Raw genomic sequence first — 16,473 nt, 5'->3', positions numbered from 1 at the left:
ATGCCGACAAAACGATCAAACTGTGTCATGATGAGGTTCCCTGGCTTGTCATACGGGGTCGGTGCCCCTTGCAACTGTTCGGGTGTCATCGAATGACAGGGCCTTGCTCACCATCGGACTGCAATGTCCGCTTGTCGAAACGGCATCCTGTCAATCGGTCCACGTGCCGGGAAAGGGTACGTGGACCTCTTCACATTATACCATCTCTAACAGACAAGCTTGTCGAACCACGAACCACGAACCACGAACAATGCAATAATCGTATTTTTTGCCGAATACGCAGTATTTGACAGCCCCACATAATAATAGTGTACAGATTGCTCCCCGGTGAGGCTGTCGATCACAATTGCGCCGTCCTTTGCCATAAAGAGGATGCCGGTGGCTGCCGATTCGCGCGGTCGCGTCGCGAGAGTGTTCGATGGCTGTCAAAAAGCGCCTTGTTATCAATTTCACAGGCTATGAAGGTCTGCACCCTGATGCAGTGCGCGGGCGCTATCTGAACTCTGCCGCTGATTTCAACAGTCTCTGGCATGCCAAAACCAAAGCAAGTCCCATGCTGCCGGAGGGGCCGAACATTGCTTCCATGCGGCTGGAAACATCTGGCGCAAACTGGGCTGTTGAAACCGAATTCTGCCAATATGGCACGGCTGACGTGTTCGATGCCTATTCGGCGCGCAATGTTGTTGCGCGCTTTGCCACCGGGCTGATGGCGTTTCTCGATATTCTGCTCACGGGCACCTTCTGGCGGTATTTAAGAACCAGCTGGCGCTTCTGCATCTTCTTCATGTGGCCCTTTGTGCTCACCTGCTTCATTTCACTGGTAGCACTCCTCGTCGGTCTTGGGCCGTTGTTCGGTGGATTCAGCTCCTATCACATGATCTGGACTGTTCCCCTTGCGCTCATCATGGCGCGGTTGCTGATCCGCTGGCCGGGTGAAAAGGTGTTCCTGTCCTATCTGCTTGATGACTGGGCGGCTGCTTCCGACCGGATTTATAGCCGCAACCCGGCATTGCTGGCGCGGCGCAAGGCCTTTGCCGAGCATCTCACGCGGAAATTACAGGAAACCGATGCGGATGAGGTCGTGATCATCGGGCATAGTCTCGGCACTGTTCCAGCCGTGGAGGCGATTGCAGATGTCTGGCGCAGCGCCCCGCAACTCATCAAACAGCAGCCGATTTCCTTACTTTCCATCGGCTCATGCCTGCTGATGATTGCCTTTCACCCGCGTGCAACGCAGCTGCGCGAGGATATCAGGGTTGTGTTGCAGGAAACGCCGGTTTTCTGGGCCGAATATCAGACGATTGCCGATATCGTCCATTTCTATAAATCCAACCCGGCGAAAGCGCTTGGGATTATCCCGCGCAATGAACCGCTGATCCGGCGCATTCGCTTCAAGCACATCCACAGCGCCAAGCGTTATGCGCGGGCGCGGAAGAATTTTTTCAAAATGCATCTGTTGTTTTTGAAGGGCGCCCAGATCCGCAATCCCTACGATATGGGCATGTTCGTGCAGGGGCCGTTCGCTTTTCAGGCACTTGTCGAGAACGACAGCGCCGCGCCCCTCGACGATGCAGGCCGCCTTGTTGAGGCAGCCTGAGCCAGATCAGTCGTCCATCTCAGGCGGGTGTTCGAGAACAGCGATGGTCAGCCAGTTAGCGACCAGCGCCGGCTTGATCGAGCCCTCGATTTCAAGTGTTACTTCGTAATTGTTGAGCACGCGGCCGGAAGGGCGGATATCCGCATCCACCAGCTTGAAGCGGGCGCGCACCTGTTTGCCCGATTTGACCGGGGCCATGAACCGCACTTTGTCAAAACCGTAATTGATGCCCATGGTCGCGCCTTCGATCATCGGCAGAGCCTCATAGGCGAGCGTCGACAGGAGCGAGATCGTCAGAAAGCCGTGGGCAATGGTGCCGCCGAAAGGCGTTTCCGCCGCGCGCTCCGGGTCCGTATGGATGAACTGGTGATCATCCGTCGCGTCGGCGAACTTGTTGATCATATCCTGGCTGACCACGCGCCATTCCGAACAGCCCATTTCTGTGCCGATACCGGCCTTCAACTGCTTGAGCGTGATCGGTTCTTTCATGGTTTCTGGGCTTTCCGAACGTTTTGGGTCAGATCATAGATTTTGCTGTCGATAACCCCTTATGAGCCAAATGTCATCTTTCCTGTCGTCACTTTGACAAAGCGAGGGCTTTTTCAAGAACGGGATCACGACCAGATGCATAGTCAGCATGAGTAACATCGATCTTGATGTCGGGTTTGAGGGAAATATTCTTTGGACCAAAAGCGACCGCGGCCCAGTAGCATTTATCGGGGTCAGTGCAGCCTTTTTCATAATCTTCAAATTGCGTCGCGTAGCCAACGCCAATATGCGAGTTCGGCAGTGTGACAGTTTCGCCTTCCGCCCAGAATTGGCCTTTATCGCCCATCTCTTCGCCGATGAATGTCACTTTGTTCTGGTCAGTGCCCTTCAACATCGCAGCAGTCACGATTGCCGCCGAGAATGTGGAGCGACTGACAAGCACAAAAATACGCCCGCCTGATGGTAACAGCCGTGGCACCGCCTGCGAAAAGAGAATCGTGTTGAAGAAATCACCGCCATTGTTCAAGCGAAGATCGAGAACAATGAATTTCGGCCGCGTCGGCAGGATAGATGTCTGCAGAATCTTGGCATATTTGTGCTGCAACCCTGTTTCATCCATGCTGTTCATGGAGTTGCTGCGGATATAGAGAACTTTATTGTTTTCACCGATCCATGATGCGTTGACGTCAACGCGCTTCTCGTAAATCGGTGACCGCTCCTTGCTGTTGTCAAGGAGGTGTAACCAACGGCCCGGTAGATTGGCATCATCGGGAATGAGCACCGAATACCCCCTCGTTGCGGGCTTGTGCTCATCAGCAGGATCAGGCGAGGCGACTGCACTCAAATTTGCCACACGCGTGCTTCCATCAGCAAGCCGCAGTGTCAGAGGAATGTCATTATCATTGGCCACAGCGCCGATACGCTTGAGAACAGCAGGACTGGTCAGAAAAGTAGCGCTTAGATATCGAATGCGCTGGTCAGTGCCGGAAATGTATGGCGAGACGCGTTTCAAAGCTTCCGCCGGTGTCAGCGAACCCAGCTTGTCCATACGTGCTCCAAGCAAATCCGCATGTGCCGGGTCTGTTTTAACAATGTAGAGACCGTCGGAAAACCACCAGGCTCGCACCGGCAGATCGTGCAGGAGAGTGCCGACCATGGCGCTCGTATGGCCGTTTCGGGATATGGCCGTCGCGCGCATGATCTCAAGCGCGAAATCTTCGGTGGAGAGTGTATCGGCAGCCGCAGCCGCATCATCGACTATCTGCTCAAATTTCTGCCGCTGTTCCGGCGTGTAGCTCTTGTCGAGCGGTGCCCACTGGTTTTTGAGAACAGCGAGGTCTTCGCGCATTTGTGCGGGTGTCAAATGGAGCGTTTGGTCCTGCTTGGTCTGAGCGGAGGCCGGATCTGCCATGCAGGCAAAAGCGAAAAGCGCCAGTACAGCGCACCTCCATGACAACGGGCCAGCGCGCATTGAAACCTCCCTTTGGCTAACGCAATGCAACACGAGCGATCACAATGATTGCTGTTCTGCATCCACTGATTGATTTCATCAATGTAGGGTCACTGCTGGTTGTTTTACAACCACTGGTTCAGAAACGCGTGCATCGAAGCCAGCGATAGCACCGTTGGCAATCTCACATCAGTTGTGTTGATTGGAGGGTTCGGATGGTGGGCGTGACAGGGATTGAACCTGTGACCCCTACGATGTCAACGTAGTGCTCTCCCGCTGAGCTACACGCCCATCCGACAGGGGCGCATACACCATATTGGTTTCAGTCCGTCAATAGCTGTTGGAAGAAGTTACCAGGCTTTCTTCATCCGGGCGGGCGGATAGGGCCTTTGATCAGGCCGCTACCAGCATTTTTTCGATTTCATTCACCAGATCGCGCAGGTGGAAAGGCTTGGACAGCACTTTCGCATCCTTCGGCGCTTTCGAATCGGAGTTCAGCGCCACGGCGGCAAAGCCGGTGATGAACATGATCTTCAGATCCGGGTCGATTTCCGATGCGCGGCGTGCCAGTTCAATGCCGTCCATCTCAGGCATGACGATATCGGTGAGGAGCAGTGAAAACGGCTCTTCGCGCAATCTGTCATAGGCGCTGGCGCCATTGTCGAAAGGCGTGACGTGATATCCTGCCTTCTCCAGCGCCTTCACAAGGAAGCGCCGCATGTCATTGTCATCTTCTGCTAGAAGGATTCTCTTCATCAGTCCGTCCGAATTTCTATCGCCTTATCATCCCCAGACAGGCGTCCCATCACAGTTAACAAGACGCTTTTTTGGTAAAGATCGCGTGAATGATTTGCGGAAAATACGGTGGAACCCCAGAAAAGTCGAGGAAGATCGCTGTTATGGCGGCGAAGAATTCTGAAAGGTCAACTGCGCCAGAAAAGTTCCGGTACTTTGATGGTTGAAGAATTCCCTCCGGAGCGAAGTTGCTCTAAAGTGCCTGTATATTCAAGCAAACCTTCGAAGTGAATAATGACCCTCGAGCGCGATTTCCCCGACAAGCTGCCCTATGAACTGCGCCGGCCGGCTGAACAGCGCATTCCCTTCGTGTTCAATTCGCCCCATAGCGGCCAGGTTTACCCGCCAGCCTTCCTCAAGCAATCACAGCTGGATGCACAAACGATTCGCCGATCGGAAGACTGCTTTGTCGATCAGCTGTTTGCCGCCAGCGTCATGCTGGGTGCGCCCTTGCTGGCTGCGCAATTCCCGCGCGCCTATCTCGATGTCAATCGCGAGCCCTATGAGCTTGATGCGAAAATGTTCTCCGATCCGCTTCCCTCCTACGCCAACGCAAATTCTACGCGAGTGGCCGGTGGTCTTGGCACCATTCCGCGGCTCGTCGGCGAAGGGCAGGAGATTTATGCGCAGAAATTGCCCGTCGAGGAAGCGCTTGGACGTATCAACACAATCTACAAGCCATACCATGCGCTGCTTGCCGAGGTGCTGCTGGAAACACGCAGCCGCTTTGGCTACGGAGTGCTGATTGATTGCCACTCAATGCCAACAGGCATTCGCTTCCCCGATAGTGGTTTGCGACCGGATTTCATCATCGGCGATCGTTTTGGCACCAGCTGTTCGCCAGAGCTCGCCAATGCTGCAATCGATCTCTTACGCGAAATGGGCTATGCGGTTGCCCACAACAAACCCTATGCCGGAGGCTATATAACCGAGCATTACGGGCGTCCGCTAAAGCGCTTCCATGCGCTGCAGATCGAGGTCAATCGCGGGCTCTATCTCAACGAGCACAATTATGAACGCAAATCGGGGTTTGATCAGCTGCAGCGGGATATCAGCCAGTTTCTGGCCGATCTGGTGTCGCTGCCCGACTTCCATTTCCTCGATGTTCCGCTTGCTGCGGAATAGTGCCGGGACGTCTCTGCTGGCCCGAAAACAAAAAAAGACCGCGCAGGTGCGCGGTCCAAGTCTAGGGAGGAAACGCCCAAGGAGGGCATAGACAGGTCGCCCCGTCTGTTAACTAATCTATGCTGCATCGCACAAAGCGTCAAGCAATTTGTGCGTTTTTTTAAGCATGATATTTATGTGCCTAAAAAAAATGCAATAATTTAGCCGACAATGCAGTTAAATGAGAAAATTCTGATCGTGAGGAACCATTTTGGCCATTGAACTTTCGTTTTTACGGCAAATCGCGCAAGTTGCAGCCGAGCAGACACTGCCGCGTTTTCGCACTATTTCGTCCATCGACAACAAATATCAGGTCGGATTTGACCCGGTTACCGAAGCGGACAAGGAAGCTGAACGGGCGATTCGCGCACTGATAAACGCGACCTATCCTGATCATGGCATCATGGGCGAGGAGTTCGGCTCGGAAAATCTGGACGCTTCCCATGTCTGGGTCATCGATCCGATCGATGGCACACGGGCGTTTATTTCAGGGCTTCCGGTGTGGGGTACGCTCGCGGGTCTGACCATTGATGGCGATGCGGTTGCCGGTGTCATGGCGCAGCCTTTTACCGGCGAGCTTTTCATGTGTGATGGGACAGCCTCCTATTATGAGGGACCGGGCGGTCCACGTCAGCTGAAAACCCGGCAAAACCCTGATATCGCGCAGGCGACGCTGTTCACCACCACACCGGCGCTGTTCAAGGACAAGAAGCGCGAAGCGTATGACCGGGTTGAGCGCAGCGTGCGCATGCCGCGTTATGGGGCAGATTGCTATGGCTATGCCATGATTGCTGCCGGTTTCGTCGATCTGGTGGTGGAAACAGCCTTGCACCCCTACGATATTGTCGCGCTGGTGCCGATCATCGAAAAGGCGGGTGGGGTCATCACCAATTGGGACGGTGGTCCGGCTGAAAAGGCTGGCGATATCGTGGCGGCAGGCTCGAAAGAACTACACGCGCAGGCGCTGGAACTGCTAAATCGTTGATAGCGGTTAGGTCGCCTGTTCGTTTTCAGTTTCGGCTACATCACCGCCGGTTCCCGGAATGAAGGCATCGAAGGCCGCGAAAAACTGTTCGCGGTAAAAATCCTTTTCCTGAAGGATTTCATGCTTCGAGCCATCAATGGTGATCAGCGTGGCATTGCGCAATTGCATTGCGAACCGTTCAATCGCCGGTGTGGACACGACCTGATCTGCGCCGGCCGCCACAACCAGCGTCGGGATACGGATGGCCTCGATATAATCGGGCTGTGTCACCCGGCGGATCGCCTTGGCAACGGAGGCGATCCATCCGGCTGTTGGACCGCCAATGGCGAGTTCCGGCGCTGCCTTGAGAATCTCGGTGTTGCGCAGGTAGCGGGCGGCATCGGATGTCACTTCATTGATGGCAAATGGCTTTATCGTGGGTTTGCCACCACGAATATAGACCCGGCCAAGACCGGTTGTCCGCAAGGTATTGGCAACAGCGCTCAACAGAATTTTGCCGAGACGACCGCCCCTGACGTCGAGAAGCGGCGTCATAAGCACCATGCGGCGGATACGGTTTGCCAAAGCCGGAGCCGCGAGAAGCGCAATCAGTGCGCCGGTGGAATGGGCGAGAACATAGAACGGGCCACGGCAATCGGGCAAAAGCACGTTTTCGAACAGCAATTCCAGATCGGCGGCATAATGGTCGAAGCTTCTGACATGGCCGCGCGCCGGATCGCGCAACATCCGGCTTGATCCGCCTTGACCACGCCAATCGAAAGTGGCCACGGCAAAGCCGCGCTTGGTGATATCGCCGATGGTTTCGAAATATTTTTCAATGCACTCGTTGCGGCCCTGCAGGATAAGCACGGTGCCTTGAACAGGGTGTGTTGTGGCTGGAAAAATCGCGTAGCGCAGTTCCTTGCCACCTTTCAGCGGCAAAGTATCGACGCGGGCATCCTGCGGTGTCGGATTGGCTGCTGTTTCGACAAGCGGATGGGTCATTGGCTACCGGTCAGTCCTCATCCCGCGCATGGGGGAGTCGCGCTGTGCATTTGCATCATTTGATAAAATGCACGGACATAAAGGTCAAACCGCGTTTGGGCAAAAAAATGACCGGAAACCCTTGGGAGGGTTTCCGGTCAGTACACTCCGGACGGAAGGGACGTTACATCCGGAACGATGAATATGTTTATAGAAGGGGGCGTGTGAACGTATCCCGAAGGGTGCGTTCATTTTGCGTTCATCACCGCGGCAGGCGTTTTACCGCCGATGCGGCGTGAAACTCAGCGGTAAAATGGGGCTTGAAATGGCTTTGGCCCTTTACCAACTATCTATTGTGATCGCCATAACGGGATCACTGGTTCAGCGGGACTTGCCAATAAGGGAGTCTCATCAAGAACCAGAATTACGCAACCTTGTCGCTCTAAAGGAGGGCTTACTATGCGTCACGTTGATTTTTCCCCACTCTATCGTTCGACCGTCGGTTTCGACCGGCTTTTCACTATTCTTGATTCGCTGGCCCAGCCAGATGGTGCTCAGACCTATCCGCCCTACAATATCGAGCGGACTGGCGAGAATGCCTATCGCATTACCATGGCTGTTGCCGGTTTCTCGGAAGATGAAATCCAGATCGAAGCCCATCGCAACCAGCTCAAGGTAACGGGCGAGAAGGGCACCGAAACCACCGACGAGAATGCTGAAACGCTGTATCGCGGCATTGCTTCGCGCGCTTTCGAACGCCGCTTTCACCTTGCCGATTTCGTCGAAGTCAGTGGTGCCAGCCTGAAAAATGGCTTGCTGCACATTGATTTGAAGCGCGAAATCCCCGAGGAAATGAAGCCGCGCAAGATTGCTGTCACTGCCCTGTCTGAAAAGACAGCCAAGCAGATTGAAGCCAAGACTGCGAACTAAGCTTTAACGGCTAGAGTGAAAGAAGCGGCGCGATTGCGCCGCTTTTTTTATGCGGGGGTTGCATGTCCAGTGGTGCGTGGTTCGACAAGCTCACCATGAGGGAAAGGGAGGATGCAACGCTAATCGCAAAGATCGCAGCGTAAAGATTGTAGCATAAAGGTTGCAGAATTTGGCTCCCTTTCACCATCCCTCTCCCTCATGGTGAGCTTGTCGAACCACGCACCACGAACCACGAATCCACGCTCATGCAAATAAAAGGCACCATCTCTGCCGCTTCTTTACGCGATGAGATCGCCAAAGCGGCTGATATCTTCAGGCGTCGTGGCAAAGCTGGTGACGAAACGGGTGATTGTCTCATCTTCTTCCAACAGGCCCTTTTCCGCATGGGGCGTGAACCAATCGTAGAATGCTGCGCCTGATGATTGCAGCTTTGCCGATGTCTGCTTTTTCATGATGGCGAAGACTTCATTGGCACGCGGTTGCCAGGCGAGGCGCAACTCCTTCGATGCACCGATGAGTTTGGCAAGTTCCGCCGCCATGGCATTGGCGTGAGCAGCGGTTTCCAGCCAAAGTCCGTCAGCAAAATAGGCCTCGAACTGCGCGGCAATGAAGCGGGACTTCGAAAAGTTCTGGGCGGAGCGCATGCGGATGTATGGCATATCCTTTGCCTGTTCGGGATTCATGAAAACCAGCGCTTCAGCACACCAGCAACCATTCTTGGTGCCGCCGAACGACAGGATATCGACACCCTCTTTCCAGGTCATCTCGGCGGGGGTGCATCCAAGTGATACAAGCGCATTGGCAAAGCGTGCGCCATCCATATGCAAAGGCAGACCATTGTCCTTGCAGACTGCGGAGATGGCTGCGATCTCGGCCAGTTCATAGATCGTCCCGCTTTCGGTCGATTGGGTGATCGAGACGCTCATGGGTTGGCCGGCGTGGACATGACCGGGTGGAAAGCCGTTCATTGCGGCTTTAAGATTGGCAATATCGATACGGCCGGTTGCGCCATCCAAGGGCAGCACGCGTGCTCCGCCCGTGAAAAAGCTTGGCGCGCCTGCTTCGTCGGCAATCATATGCGCTTCGCGATGGGCAAAGGTGATGCCGCCCGGTCTGGCCATGGCGGCTTGGCCAAGCGAATTGGCGGCCGTGCCGGTGCCGACAAAGAAAACCGCCACTTCCCGTTCAAAAATTGTGTTGAATGTCTGGTGCACGGACCGGTCGAGATCACCGGTGCCATAGGCCGAAGCAAAACCGCCCGCATGGCGTGTCAGATTTTCGGCAATTTTCGGATGGGCACCGGCCCAATTATCGGATGCAAAATGCATGAAATGACCTCGGGGTATGGAACTGATATATCCACGCTTACGCTTTTCCTCTGTGACTGAAAAGGTGAGCGGGGTGCCTTTCTTGCCGGTGATTTTTGAACGGTCCGGCGAAACATTCTGTTTTCTCTCGTATATTTAGCGGAAAACGCCTGTTTCGAAATGAACGGCATAATTTTGCGACATTTAGCGCAAGGATATTTCGTCCCATGCGGTTATTTTTTGCTTTTCCATCTTGTTTGTTTGGAATTATTCTGGCATATGAGGATATGACAGCAATGCTGTCCTAATTTGCATGATCCCAAGGCGAGGATGGCAAGCAGGGTGCTTCCGTCCTCAAAACAGTGACTGCAGTTTGCAAACGGAAGATATGCCGCACCAGAGGGGACAGGAATATATGCTATTCCGTCCTGCGAGAAATTGACCGCCCCAAGGGGCTCATATGGAGGAATTGACGATGTCGGATTTGACGCCATCTGTAACGACTGAACTTGCTCAGGCCGTACAGACTCGTGCGGTCAAAACCAATAAATCGTCAGGCATTCCCGCCCGACAAGGCTTGTACGATCCGCGCAATGAACATGATGCCTGCGGCGTTGGCTTTGTTGCGCATATGAAGGGTGTGAAATCCCACAAGATCATTGAAGACGGGCTGTTCATGCTCGAAAACCTGACGCATCGCGGTGCCGTCGGCGCTGATCCGCTGATGGGTGATGGCGCAGGTATGCTCGTGCAGATTCCCGATGCGTTTTTCCGCGCGGAATGGGCTGAGAAGGGCGTTGAACTGCCTGCGGTCAACCATTACGCGGTCGGTTATCTCTTCATGCCGCAGGATGCCGAAGAGCGCGCGCATATTGAAACCGTGATCACGGAAGTCATTGCTTCGGAAGGTCAGACGCTCATCGGCTTCCGCGATGTTCCTGTCGATAACGCATCGTTGTCGAAGGCCCCGCACATCGCTGCAACCGAGCCATTCCATCGTCAGGTGTTTATCGGTCGCAACCCGAACATCGAATCCAACGAGGATTTCGAAGGCCGGTTGTTTATCCTGCGCAAGGTGATCTCGAACCGCATCTATCAGGAAAACGGCGGCAAGGAGAGCGACTTCTATGTCGTGTCCATGTCGGCGCGCACCATTGTCTATAAGGGCATGTTCCTCGCCTATCAGGTTGGTGCCTATTACAAGGATCTGAAGGACCCGCGCTTTGTCAGCGCCGTCGCGCTGGTGCACCAGCGGTTCTCGACCAACACGTTCCCGTCCTGGAAGCTGGCGCATCCATATCGCATGGTCGCGCACAATGGTGAAATCAACACCCTGCGCGGCAACGTCAACTGGATGGCGGCGCGTCAGGCGTCTGTTGACTCCGAATTCTTTGGTAACGACATTTCGAAGCTGTGGCCGATTTCCTATGAGGGCCAGTCCGATACGGCCTGCTTCGACAATGCATTGGAATTCCTGTTTCAGGGTGGCTATTCGCTCGCCCATGCGATGATGATGCTCATCCCGGAGGCATGGTCCGGCAACAAGCTGATGTCGGATGACCGCAAGGCGTTCTACGAATATCACGCGGCGCTGATGGAGCCATGGGATGGCCCCGCTGCGGTTGCCTTCACCGATGGCCGCCAGATTGGTGCGACGCTTGATCGTAACGGCCTGCGTCCGGCCCGCTATATCGTCACCGATGATGATTTTGTCATCATGGCGTCGGAAGCTGGTGTCTTGCCGGTGCCGGAGGAGAAGATCGTCAAGAAGTGGCGGCTCCAGCCGGGCCGCATGCTGCTGATCGACATGGAAAAGGGCGAGATCGTTTCTGATGACACGATCAAGTCCGAGATCGCCAACCGCCATCCCTACAAGACATGGCTGAAGAACACGCAGCTTATTCTTGAAGAGTTGAGCCCGGTTGAACCGCGCGCGCTGCGCAAGGATGTCAGCCTGCTCGATCGCCAGCAGTCCTTCGGCTATACGCAGGAAGACACCAAGCTCCTGATGTCGCCGATGGCGACAACCGGTCAGGAAGCCATCGGCTCGATGGGTACGGACACGCCGATTTCGGCCATGTCCGACAAGTCGAAGATGCTTTATACCTATTTCAAGCAGAACTTTGCGCAGGTCACCAACCCGCCGATTGATCCGATCCGCGAAGAACTGGTGATGAGCCTTGTCTCGTTCATCGGGCCACGTCCGAATATTTTCGATCTGGTTGGCTCCTCGCGCCGCAAGCGTCTGGAAGTGCGCCAGCCGATCCTGACCAATGGCGATCTCGAAAAGATCCGCTCGATTGGTCATACGGAAGATCGCTTCGATACGAAGACGCTGGATATCGCCTACAATGTCGTGGAAGGTGCCGCTGGTCTTGCCGGTGCGCTGGAGCGCCTGTGCGAGCGGGCGGAAGCGGCTGTTCATGGCGGCTATAACATCATCATCCTCTCCGACCGTCAGGTCGGACCGGACCGCATTCCAATCCCGGCGCTTCTGGCAACAGCAGCTGTCCACCATCACCTGATCCGCAAGGGCCAGCGCACATCGGTTGGCCTCGTCGTGGAATCCGGCGAGCCGCGCGAAGTGCATCATTTCTGCTGCCTTGCCGGTTACGGCGCGGAAGCAATCAATCCCTATCTGGCCTTCGATACGCTGCTCGACATGCACAAGCGCGGCGAGTTTCCGCCGGAGGTGGATTCAAAGGAAGTCGTATCGCGTTACATCAAGTCGATCGGCAAGGGCATTCTCAAGGTCATGTCCAAAATGGGCATTTCCACCTACCAGTCCTATTGCGGCGCGCAGATTTTCGACGCTGTTGGCCTGAAGTCTGAGTTTGTTGACCGCTTCTTCTTCGGAACGGCAACAACGATTGAAGGTGTTGGTCTGGAGGAAGTGGCCGAGGAAACGGTTCGCCGTCACCGCGACGCATTCGGCAATGATCCTGTTCTGCTCAACACATTGGAAGTCGGCGGTGAATATGCCTACCGCATGCGCGGCGAGGCACATCTGTGGTCGCCGGATGCGGTTGCCAAGCTCCAGCATGCGGTGCGCACGGACTCTGCCACGACCTTCACCGAATATTCCGATCTGGTGAACAGCGAGTCGGCTCGGGCGCAGACAATCCGCGGCTTGTTCAAGATCAAGATGGCTGGCGATACCGGGCGCAAGCCTGTCTCCATTGATGATGTTGAACCAGCCAAAGACATCGTCAAGCGGTTCTCGACCGGTGCCATGTCATTCGGCTCGATCAGCCGTGAGGCACATACAACGCTGGCCATTGCCATGAACCGGATCGGCGGCAAGTCGAACACGGGTGAGGGCGGCGAGGAGCCGGATCGCTTCTATCCGCTGCCTGATGGTAAGCCGAACCCTGAGCGTTCCGCCATCAAGCAGGTGGCATCAGGGCGTTTTGGCGTGACGACGGAATATCTCGTCAACTCCGATATGATGCAGATCAAGGTTGCGCAGGGTGCCAAACCCGGCGAAGGTGGTCAGCTGCCCGGTCACAAGGTCGATGCGACGGTTGCCAAGACGCGTCACTCAACACCCGGTGTCGGTCTGATTTCACCACCGCCGCACCATGATATCTATTCCATCGAGGACTTGGCGCAGCTCATTTACGATCTGAAGAACGTCAATCCAGAAGCCGATGTTTCGGTCAAGCTGGTGTCGGAAGTGGGCGTTGGCACGGTTGCGGCCGGTGTTGCCAAGGCGCGTGCCGATCACATCACCATTTCAGGTTATGATGGCGGAACGGGTGCATCGCCGCTGACTTCGCTGAAGCATGCCGGTTCCCCGTGGGAGATGGGCCTAGCCGAAACGCAGCAGACGCTGGTGCTCAACGGTTTGCGCTCGCGTATTGCGCTGCAGGTCGATGGCGGTCTGCGTACGGGCCGTGACGTGATCATTGGCGCGTTGCTTGGTGCCGATGAATTCGGCTTTTCCACTGCGCCGCTGATTTCCGCCGGTTGCATCATGATGCGCAAGTGCCATCTCAACACCTGTCCGGTTGGCGTGGCAACACAGGACCCGGTCCTGCGCAAGCGCTTCAAGGGCACGCCTGAGCATGTCATCAACTTCTTCTTCTTCATGGCGGAAGAGGTGCGGCAGTTCCTGGCCGAGATGGGTTATACCAAAGTTGAAGAGATCGTCGGCAAGGCCGAACTTCTCGAAAAGCGCGAGATGATCGATCACTGGAAAGCCAAGGGCCTCGATTTCACCCGCATCTTCCACAAGCCGGAAGCACCGGAGGAAAAGACGCGCTGGACCGAACGCCAGAACCATCCGATTGTCGATATTCTGGATCGCAAGCTGATCGAACAGGCCAAGTCGGCGCTGGAAAGCAAGATTCCGGTGAAGATCGAAATGCCGATCAAGAACGTCGACCGTTCCGCCGGTGCCATGCTTTCGGGCGAGGTTGCCAAGCGCTACCGGCACAAGGGGCTGCCCGAGGATACGATTTCGGTCAAGTTCAACGGTACAGCGGGCCAGTCCTTCGCGGCGTTCCTCGCACGCGGTATCTCGTTCGAACTGATCGGCGATGGCAACGATTATGTCGGCAAGGGTCTGTGCGGTGGACGCATTGTTATCCGTCCGCCGGATGATACAAAAATCGTGCCTGAAAACTCCATCATTGTCGGCAATACCGTGCTTTACGGTGCCATTGAAGGCGAAGCCTATTTCCGTGGTGTGGCGGGCGAGCGCTTTGCGGTTCGCAACTCCGGCGCCATTGCGGTGGTCGAGGGTACGGGGGATCACGGCTGCGAATATATGACAGGCGGTGTCGTCGTGGTTATCGGCCAGACGGGACGTAACTTCGCGGCTGGTATGTCCGGCGGCGTAGCTTATGTGCTTGACGAGGCCGGCGATTTTGCCCAGCGCTGCAACATGGCGATGGTTGAGCTGGAACCGGTGCCGGAAGAGGATGATATTCTCGAAAAACTGCACCATCACGGCGGCGATCTGGCCCATAAGGGCCGCGTCGATGTTTCTGGTAATATGACCCGACATGACGAGGAACGTCTCGTGCAGCTCATCTCGAACCACATGCATTACACGGGCTCGGGCCGGGCCAAGGAAATTCTCGATAATTGGGAAACCTTCCGGCCAAAATTCGTGAAAGTCATGCCGGTCGAATATCGCCGCGCGCTCGAAGATATGGAGCGCATGCGGATGGGTGTCGCAGCGGAATAAAATCAACGCACACCATGCTTCGAGCGTCATCAAAATGATGCTCGGCATGGGGTCCAATGCTGCCCGGACCCAAGATTGGGAATGGGTGGTCCTCCAAGGGTGAGGGGAGCAGTTTTATGGGTAAGGTTACAGGTTTTCTAGAGATCGACCGACAGGTCGGAAAGTATCAGCCAGCGTCTGACCGCATTCGCCATTTCCGCGAATTCACCATTCCCATGACCGATGGCGAGGTGAAGAAGCAGGCGGCACGCTGCATGGATTGCGGCATTCCATTCTGCCATGGGCCGACGGGCTGTCCGGTGCATAACCAGATTCCTGACTGGAACGATCTCGTCTACAACGACAATTGGGATGAGGCGATCCGCAACCTGCATTCCACCAATAATTTTCCTGAATTCACTGGCCGCATTTGCCCCGCACCATGCGAGGAAGCCTGCACGCTTAACCTCGAAGATGTGCCGGTTTCCATCAAGACGGTGGAACAGGCGATTTCCGACAAGGCCTATGAAAAGGGCCTTATCATTCCGCAGCCTGCTGCTTCCAAAACAGGCAAGAACGTAGCGATCATTGGGTCGGGGCCCGCAGGAATGGCCGCTGCGCAGCAGCTTGCCCGTGTTGGCCACGAAGTGCACGTCTATGAGCGCGAAAGCCGCGCCGGTGGCCTGCTGCGTTATGGTATCCCTGATTTCAAGATGGAAAAGCACTTCATCGATCGCCGCGTGGCGCAGATGGAAGGCGAGGGCGTTACCTTCTTCTATGGCGTCAATGTCGGTATCAACAAGCCGGTGCAGGAACTGCTCGATAGCTATGATGCGGTGCTTTATTGCGGCGGCGCGGAAACACCCCGCCCGGCGGGTATTCCGGGCGCCGAACTTGAAGGTGTGCATGATGCGATGAATTATCTCGTGCAGCAGAACCGCAGGGTTGGCCGCGAGAACATCGAATCGGTGGCATGGCCGAGCGATCCAATCGTTGCCTCAGGCCGCCACGTGGTTGTGGTTGGCGGCGGCGATACAGCTTCGGATTGTGTTGGTACAGCATTCCGTCAGGGTGCGGTCAAGGTCACACAGCTTGATATCCGCCCGCAACCGCCGGAAAAGGAAGACAAGCTGAGCGTCTGGCCCTATTGGGCAACGAAAATGCGCACATCTTCCTCGCAGGCAGAAGGTGCGGATCGCGAATTCCAGGTGGCAACGCTTGAATTCATCGGTGAAAACGGCACGCTGACCCATGTCAAATGCTGTGAAGTCGATGAAGCGCGCAAGCCCATCGCCGGTACGGAGTTTTATATCAAGGCGGATCTGGCATTCATTGCCATTGGTTTCTCCGGTCCGTTCGAAACAAGCGTGGTCAAGGAACTCGGCGATGCGCTGGAGATGCGTGCGGATCGTCGCGGCAATCGCTCGCTTAGCGCCAATGAGAAGGATTACCGCACCAGCGTCGACAAGCTTTTCACGGCGGGCGATATCCGCCGTGGCCAGTCGCTGGTCGTCTGGGCTATCCGTGAAGGCAGGCAGGCAGCGCAGTCCATCGATGAAGCGCTGATGGGCACGTCGGTTCTGCCGCGATAAAAGCTCTAGACCCTTTCCTCAAAAGGAA

General features: G+C 55.5%; 11 protein-coding genes and 1 tRNA gene. 6 read left to right on the top strand and 6 right to left on the bottom strand.

Annotation, left to right across the window (positions count from 1 at the left end):
* Positions 1–418 precede the first annotated feature (418 nt).
* Positions 419–1,597 carry an alpha/beta hydrolase gene (locus AB4Y96_RS25200; protein WP_441920685.1) on the top strand — a complete coding sequence of 393 codons (1,179 nt, stop codon included), beginning with the start codon at positions 419–421 and terminating at the stop codon, positions 1,595–1,597.
* 6 nt (positions 1,598–1,603) lie between these two features.
* Here the strand turns inward: AB4Y96_RS25200 and AB4Y96_RS25195 are convergent, their stop codons facing one another.
* The 4 genes from AB4Y96_RS25195 to cpdR form a co-directional block, all read right to left on the bottom strand.
* Positions 1,604–2,086, bottom strand: coding sequence for a MaoC family dehydratase (locus AB4Y96_RS25195; RefSeq protein WP_091878280.1), 483 nt, complete (start codon positions 2,084–2,086; stop codon positions 1,604–1,606).
* Positions 2,087–2,174: 88 nt separating this feature from the next.
* Positions 2,175–3,557: a peptidase S41 gene (locus AB4Y96_RS25190; protein WP_441920683.1), complete on the bottom strand. Its 1,383-nt coding sequence runs from the start codon at positions 3,555–3,557 to the stop codon at positions 2,175–2,177.
* A 195-nt stretch (positions 3,558–3,752) separates the two neighbouring features.
* Positions 3,753–3,827: transfer RNA gene (locus tag AB4Y96_RS25185), tRNA-Val, on the bottom strand.
* A gap of 102 nt (positions 3,828–3,929) precedes the next feature.
* Positions 3,930–4,292, bottom strand: a complete 363-nt coding sequence (cpdR, locus tag AB4Y96_RS25180; RefSeq protein WP_091878276.1) for a cell cycle two-component system response regulator CpdR — start codon at positions 4,290–4,292, stop codon at positions 3,930–3,932.
* A gap of 273 nt (positions 4,293–4,565) precedes the next feature.
* On the opposite strand from cpdR, the gene AB4Y96_RS25175 reads away from it, so the two are divergent.
* Complete coding sequence (locus tag AB4Y96_RS25175) at positions 4,566–5,456, top strand: N-formylglutamate amidohydrolase (protein ID WP_441920681.1); 891 nt, start codon at positions 4,566–4,568, stop codon at positions 5,454–5,456.
* 250 nt (positions 5,457–5,706) lie between these two features.
* Positions 5,707–6,480 (top strand): histidinol-phosphatase, encoded by a 774-nt coding sequence (hisN, locus tag AB4Y96_RS25170; protein ID WP_441920679.1) that lies wholly within the window; start codon positions 5,707–5,709, stop codon positions 6,478–6,480.
* Between the two features lie 6 nt (positions 6,481–6,486).
* Here hisN and AB4Y96_RS25165 read toward each other — a convergent pair whose 3' ends face one another.
* Positions 6,487–7,464 (bottom strand): alpha/beta fold hydrolase, encoded by a 978-nt coding sequence (locus AB4Y96_RS25165; RefSeq protein WP_091878271.1) that lies wholly within the window; start codon positions 7,462–7,464, stop codon positions 6,487–6,489.
* Positions 7,465–7,902: 438 nt separating this feature from the next.
* Between AB4Y96_RS25165 and AB4Y96_RS25160 the strand changes: the two genes are divergently transcribed.
* Positions 7,903–8,373 carry an Hsp20 family protein gene (locus AB4Y96_RS25160; protein ID WP_441920677.1) on the top strand — a complete coding sequence of 157 codons (471 nt, stop codon included), beginning with the start codon at positions 7,903–7,905 and terminating at the stop codon, positions 8,371–8,373.
* A 278-nt stretch (positions 8,374–8,651) separates the two neighbouring features.
* Here AB4Y96_RS25160 and AB4Y96_RS25155 read toward each other — a convergent pair whose 3' ends face one another.
* Positions 8,652–9,701 carry a threonine aldolase family protein gene (locus AB4Y96_RS25155; protein WP_441920675.1) on the bottom strand — a complete coding sequence of 350 codons (1,050 nt, stop codon included), beginning with the start codon at positions 9,699–9,701 and terminating at the stop codon, positions 8,652–8,654.
* A 454-nt stretch (positions 9,702–10,155) separates the two neighbouring features.
* Here AB4Y96_RS25155 and gltB point away from each other — a divergent pair, with 454 nt between their 5' ends.
* The gene (gltB, locus tag AB4Y96_RS25150) at positions 10,156–14,874 is read left to right on the top strand and encodes a glutamate synthase large subunit (RefSeq protein WP_441920674.1); all 4,719 of its coding nucleotides are present in this window, start codon (positions 10,156–10,158) and stop codon (positions 14,872–14,874) included.
* A gap of 116 nt (positions 14,875–14,990) precedes the next feature.
* Positions 14,991–16,445: a glutamate synthase subunit beta gene (locus AB4Y96_RS25145; protein WP_091878263.1), complete on the top strand. Its 1,455-nt coding sequence runs from the start codon at positions 14,991–14,993 to the stop codon at positions 16,443–16,445.
* Positions 16,446–16,473: the final 28 nt, after the last annotated feature.

The sequence above is a fragment of the Phyllobacterium sp. TAF24 genome (assembly GCF_052113785.1).
Lineage (GTDB): Bacteria > Pseudomonadota > Alphaproteobacteria > Rhizobiales > Rhizobiaceae > Phyllobacterium.
The sequence above is the reverse complement of the archived record's forward strand: the minus strand, read 5'-3'. Positions and strand labels throughout refer to the sequence as shown.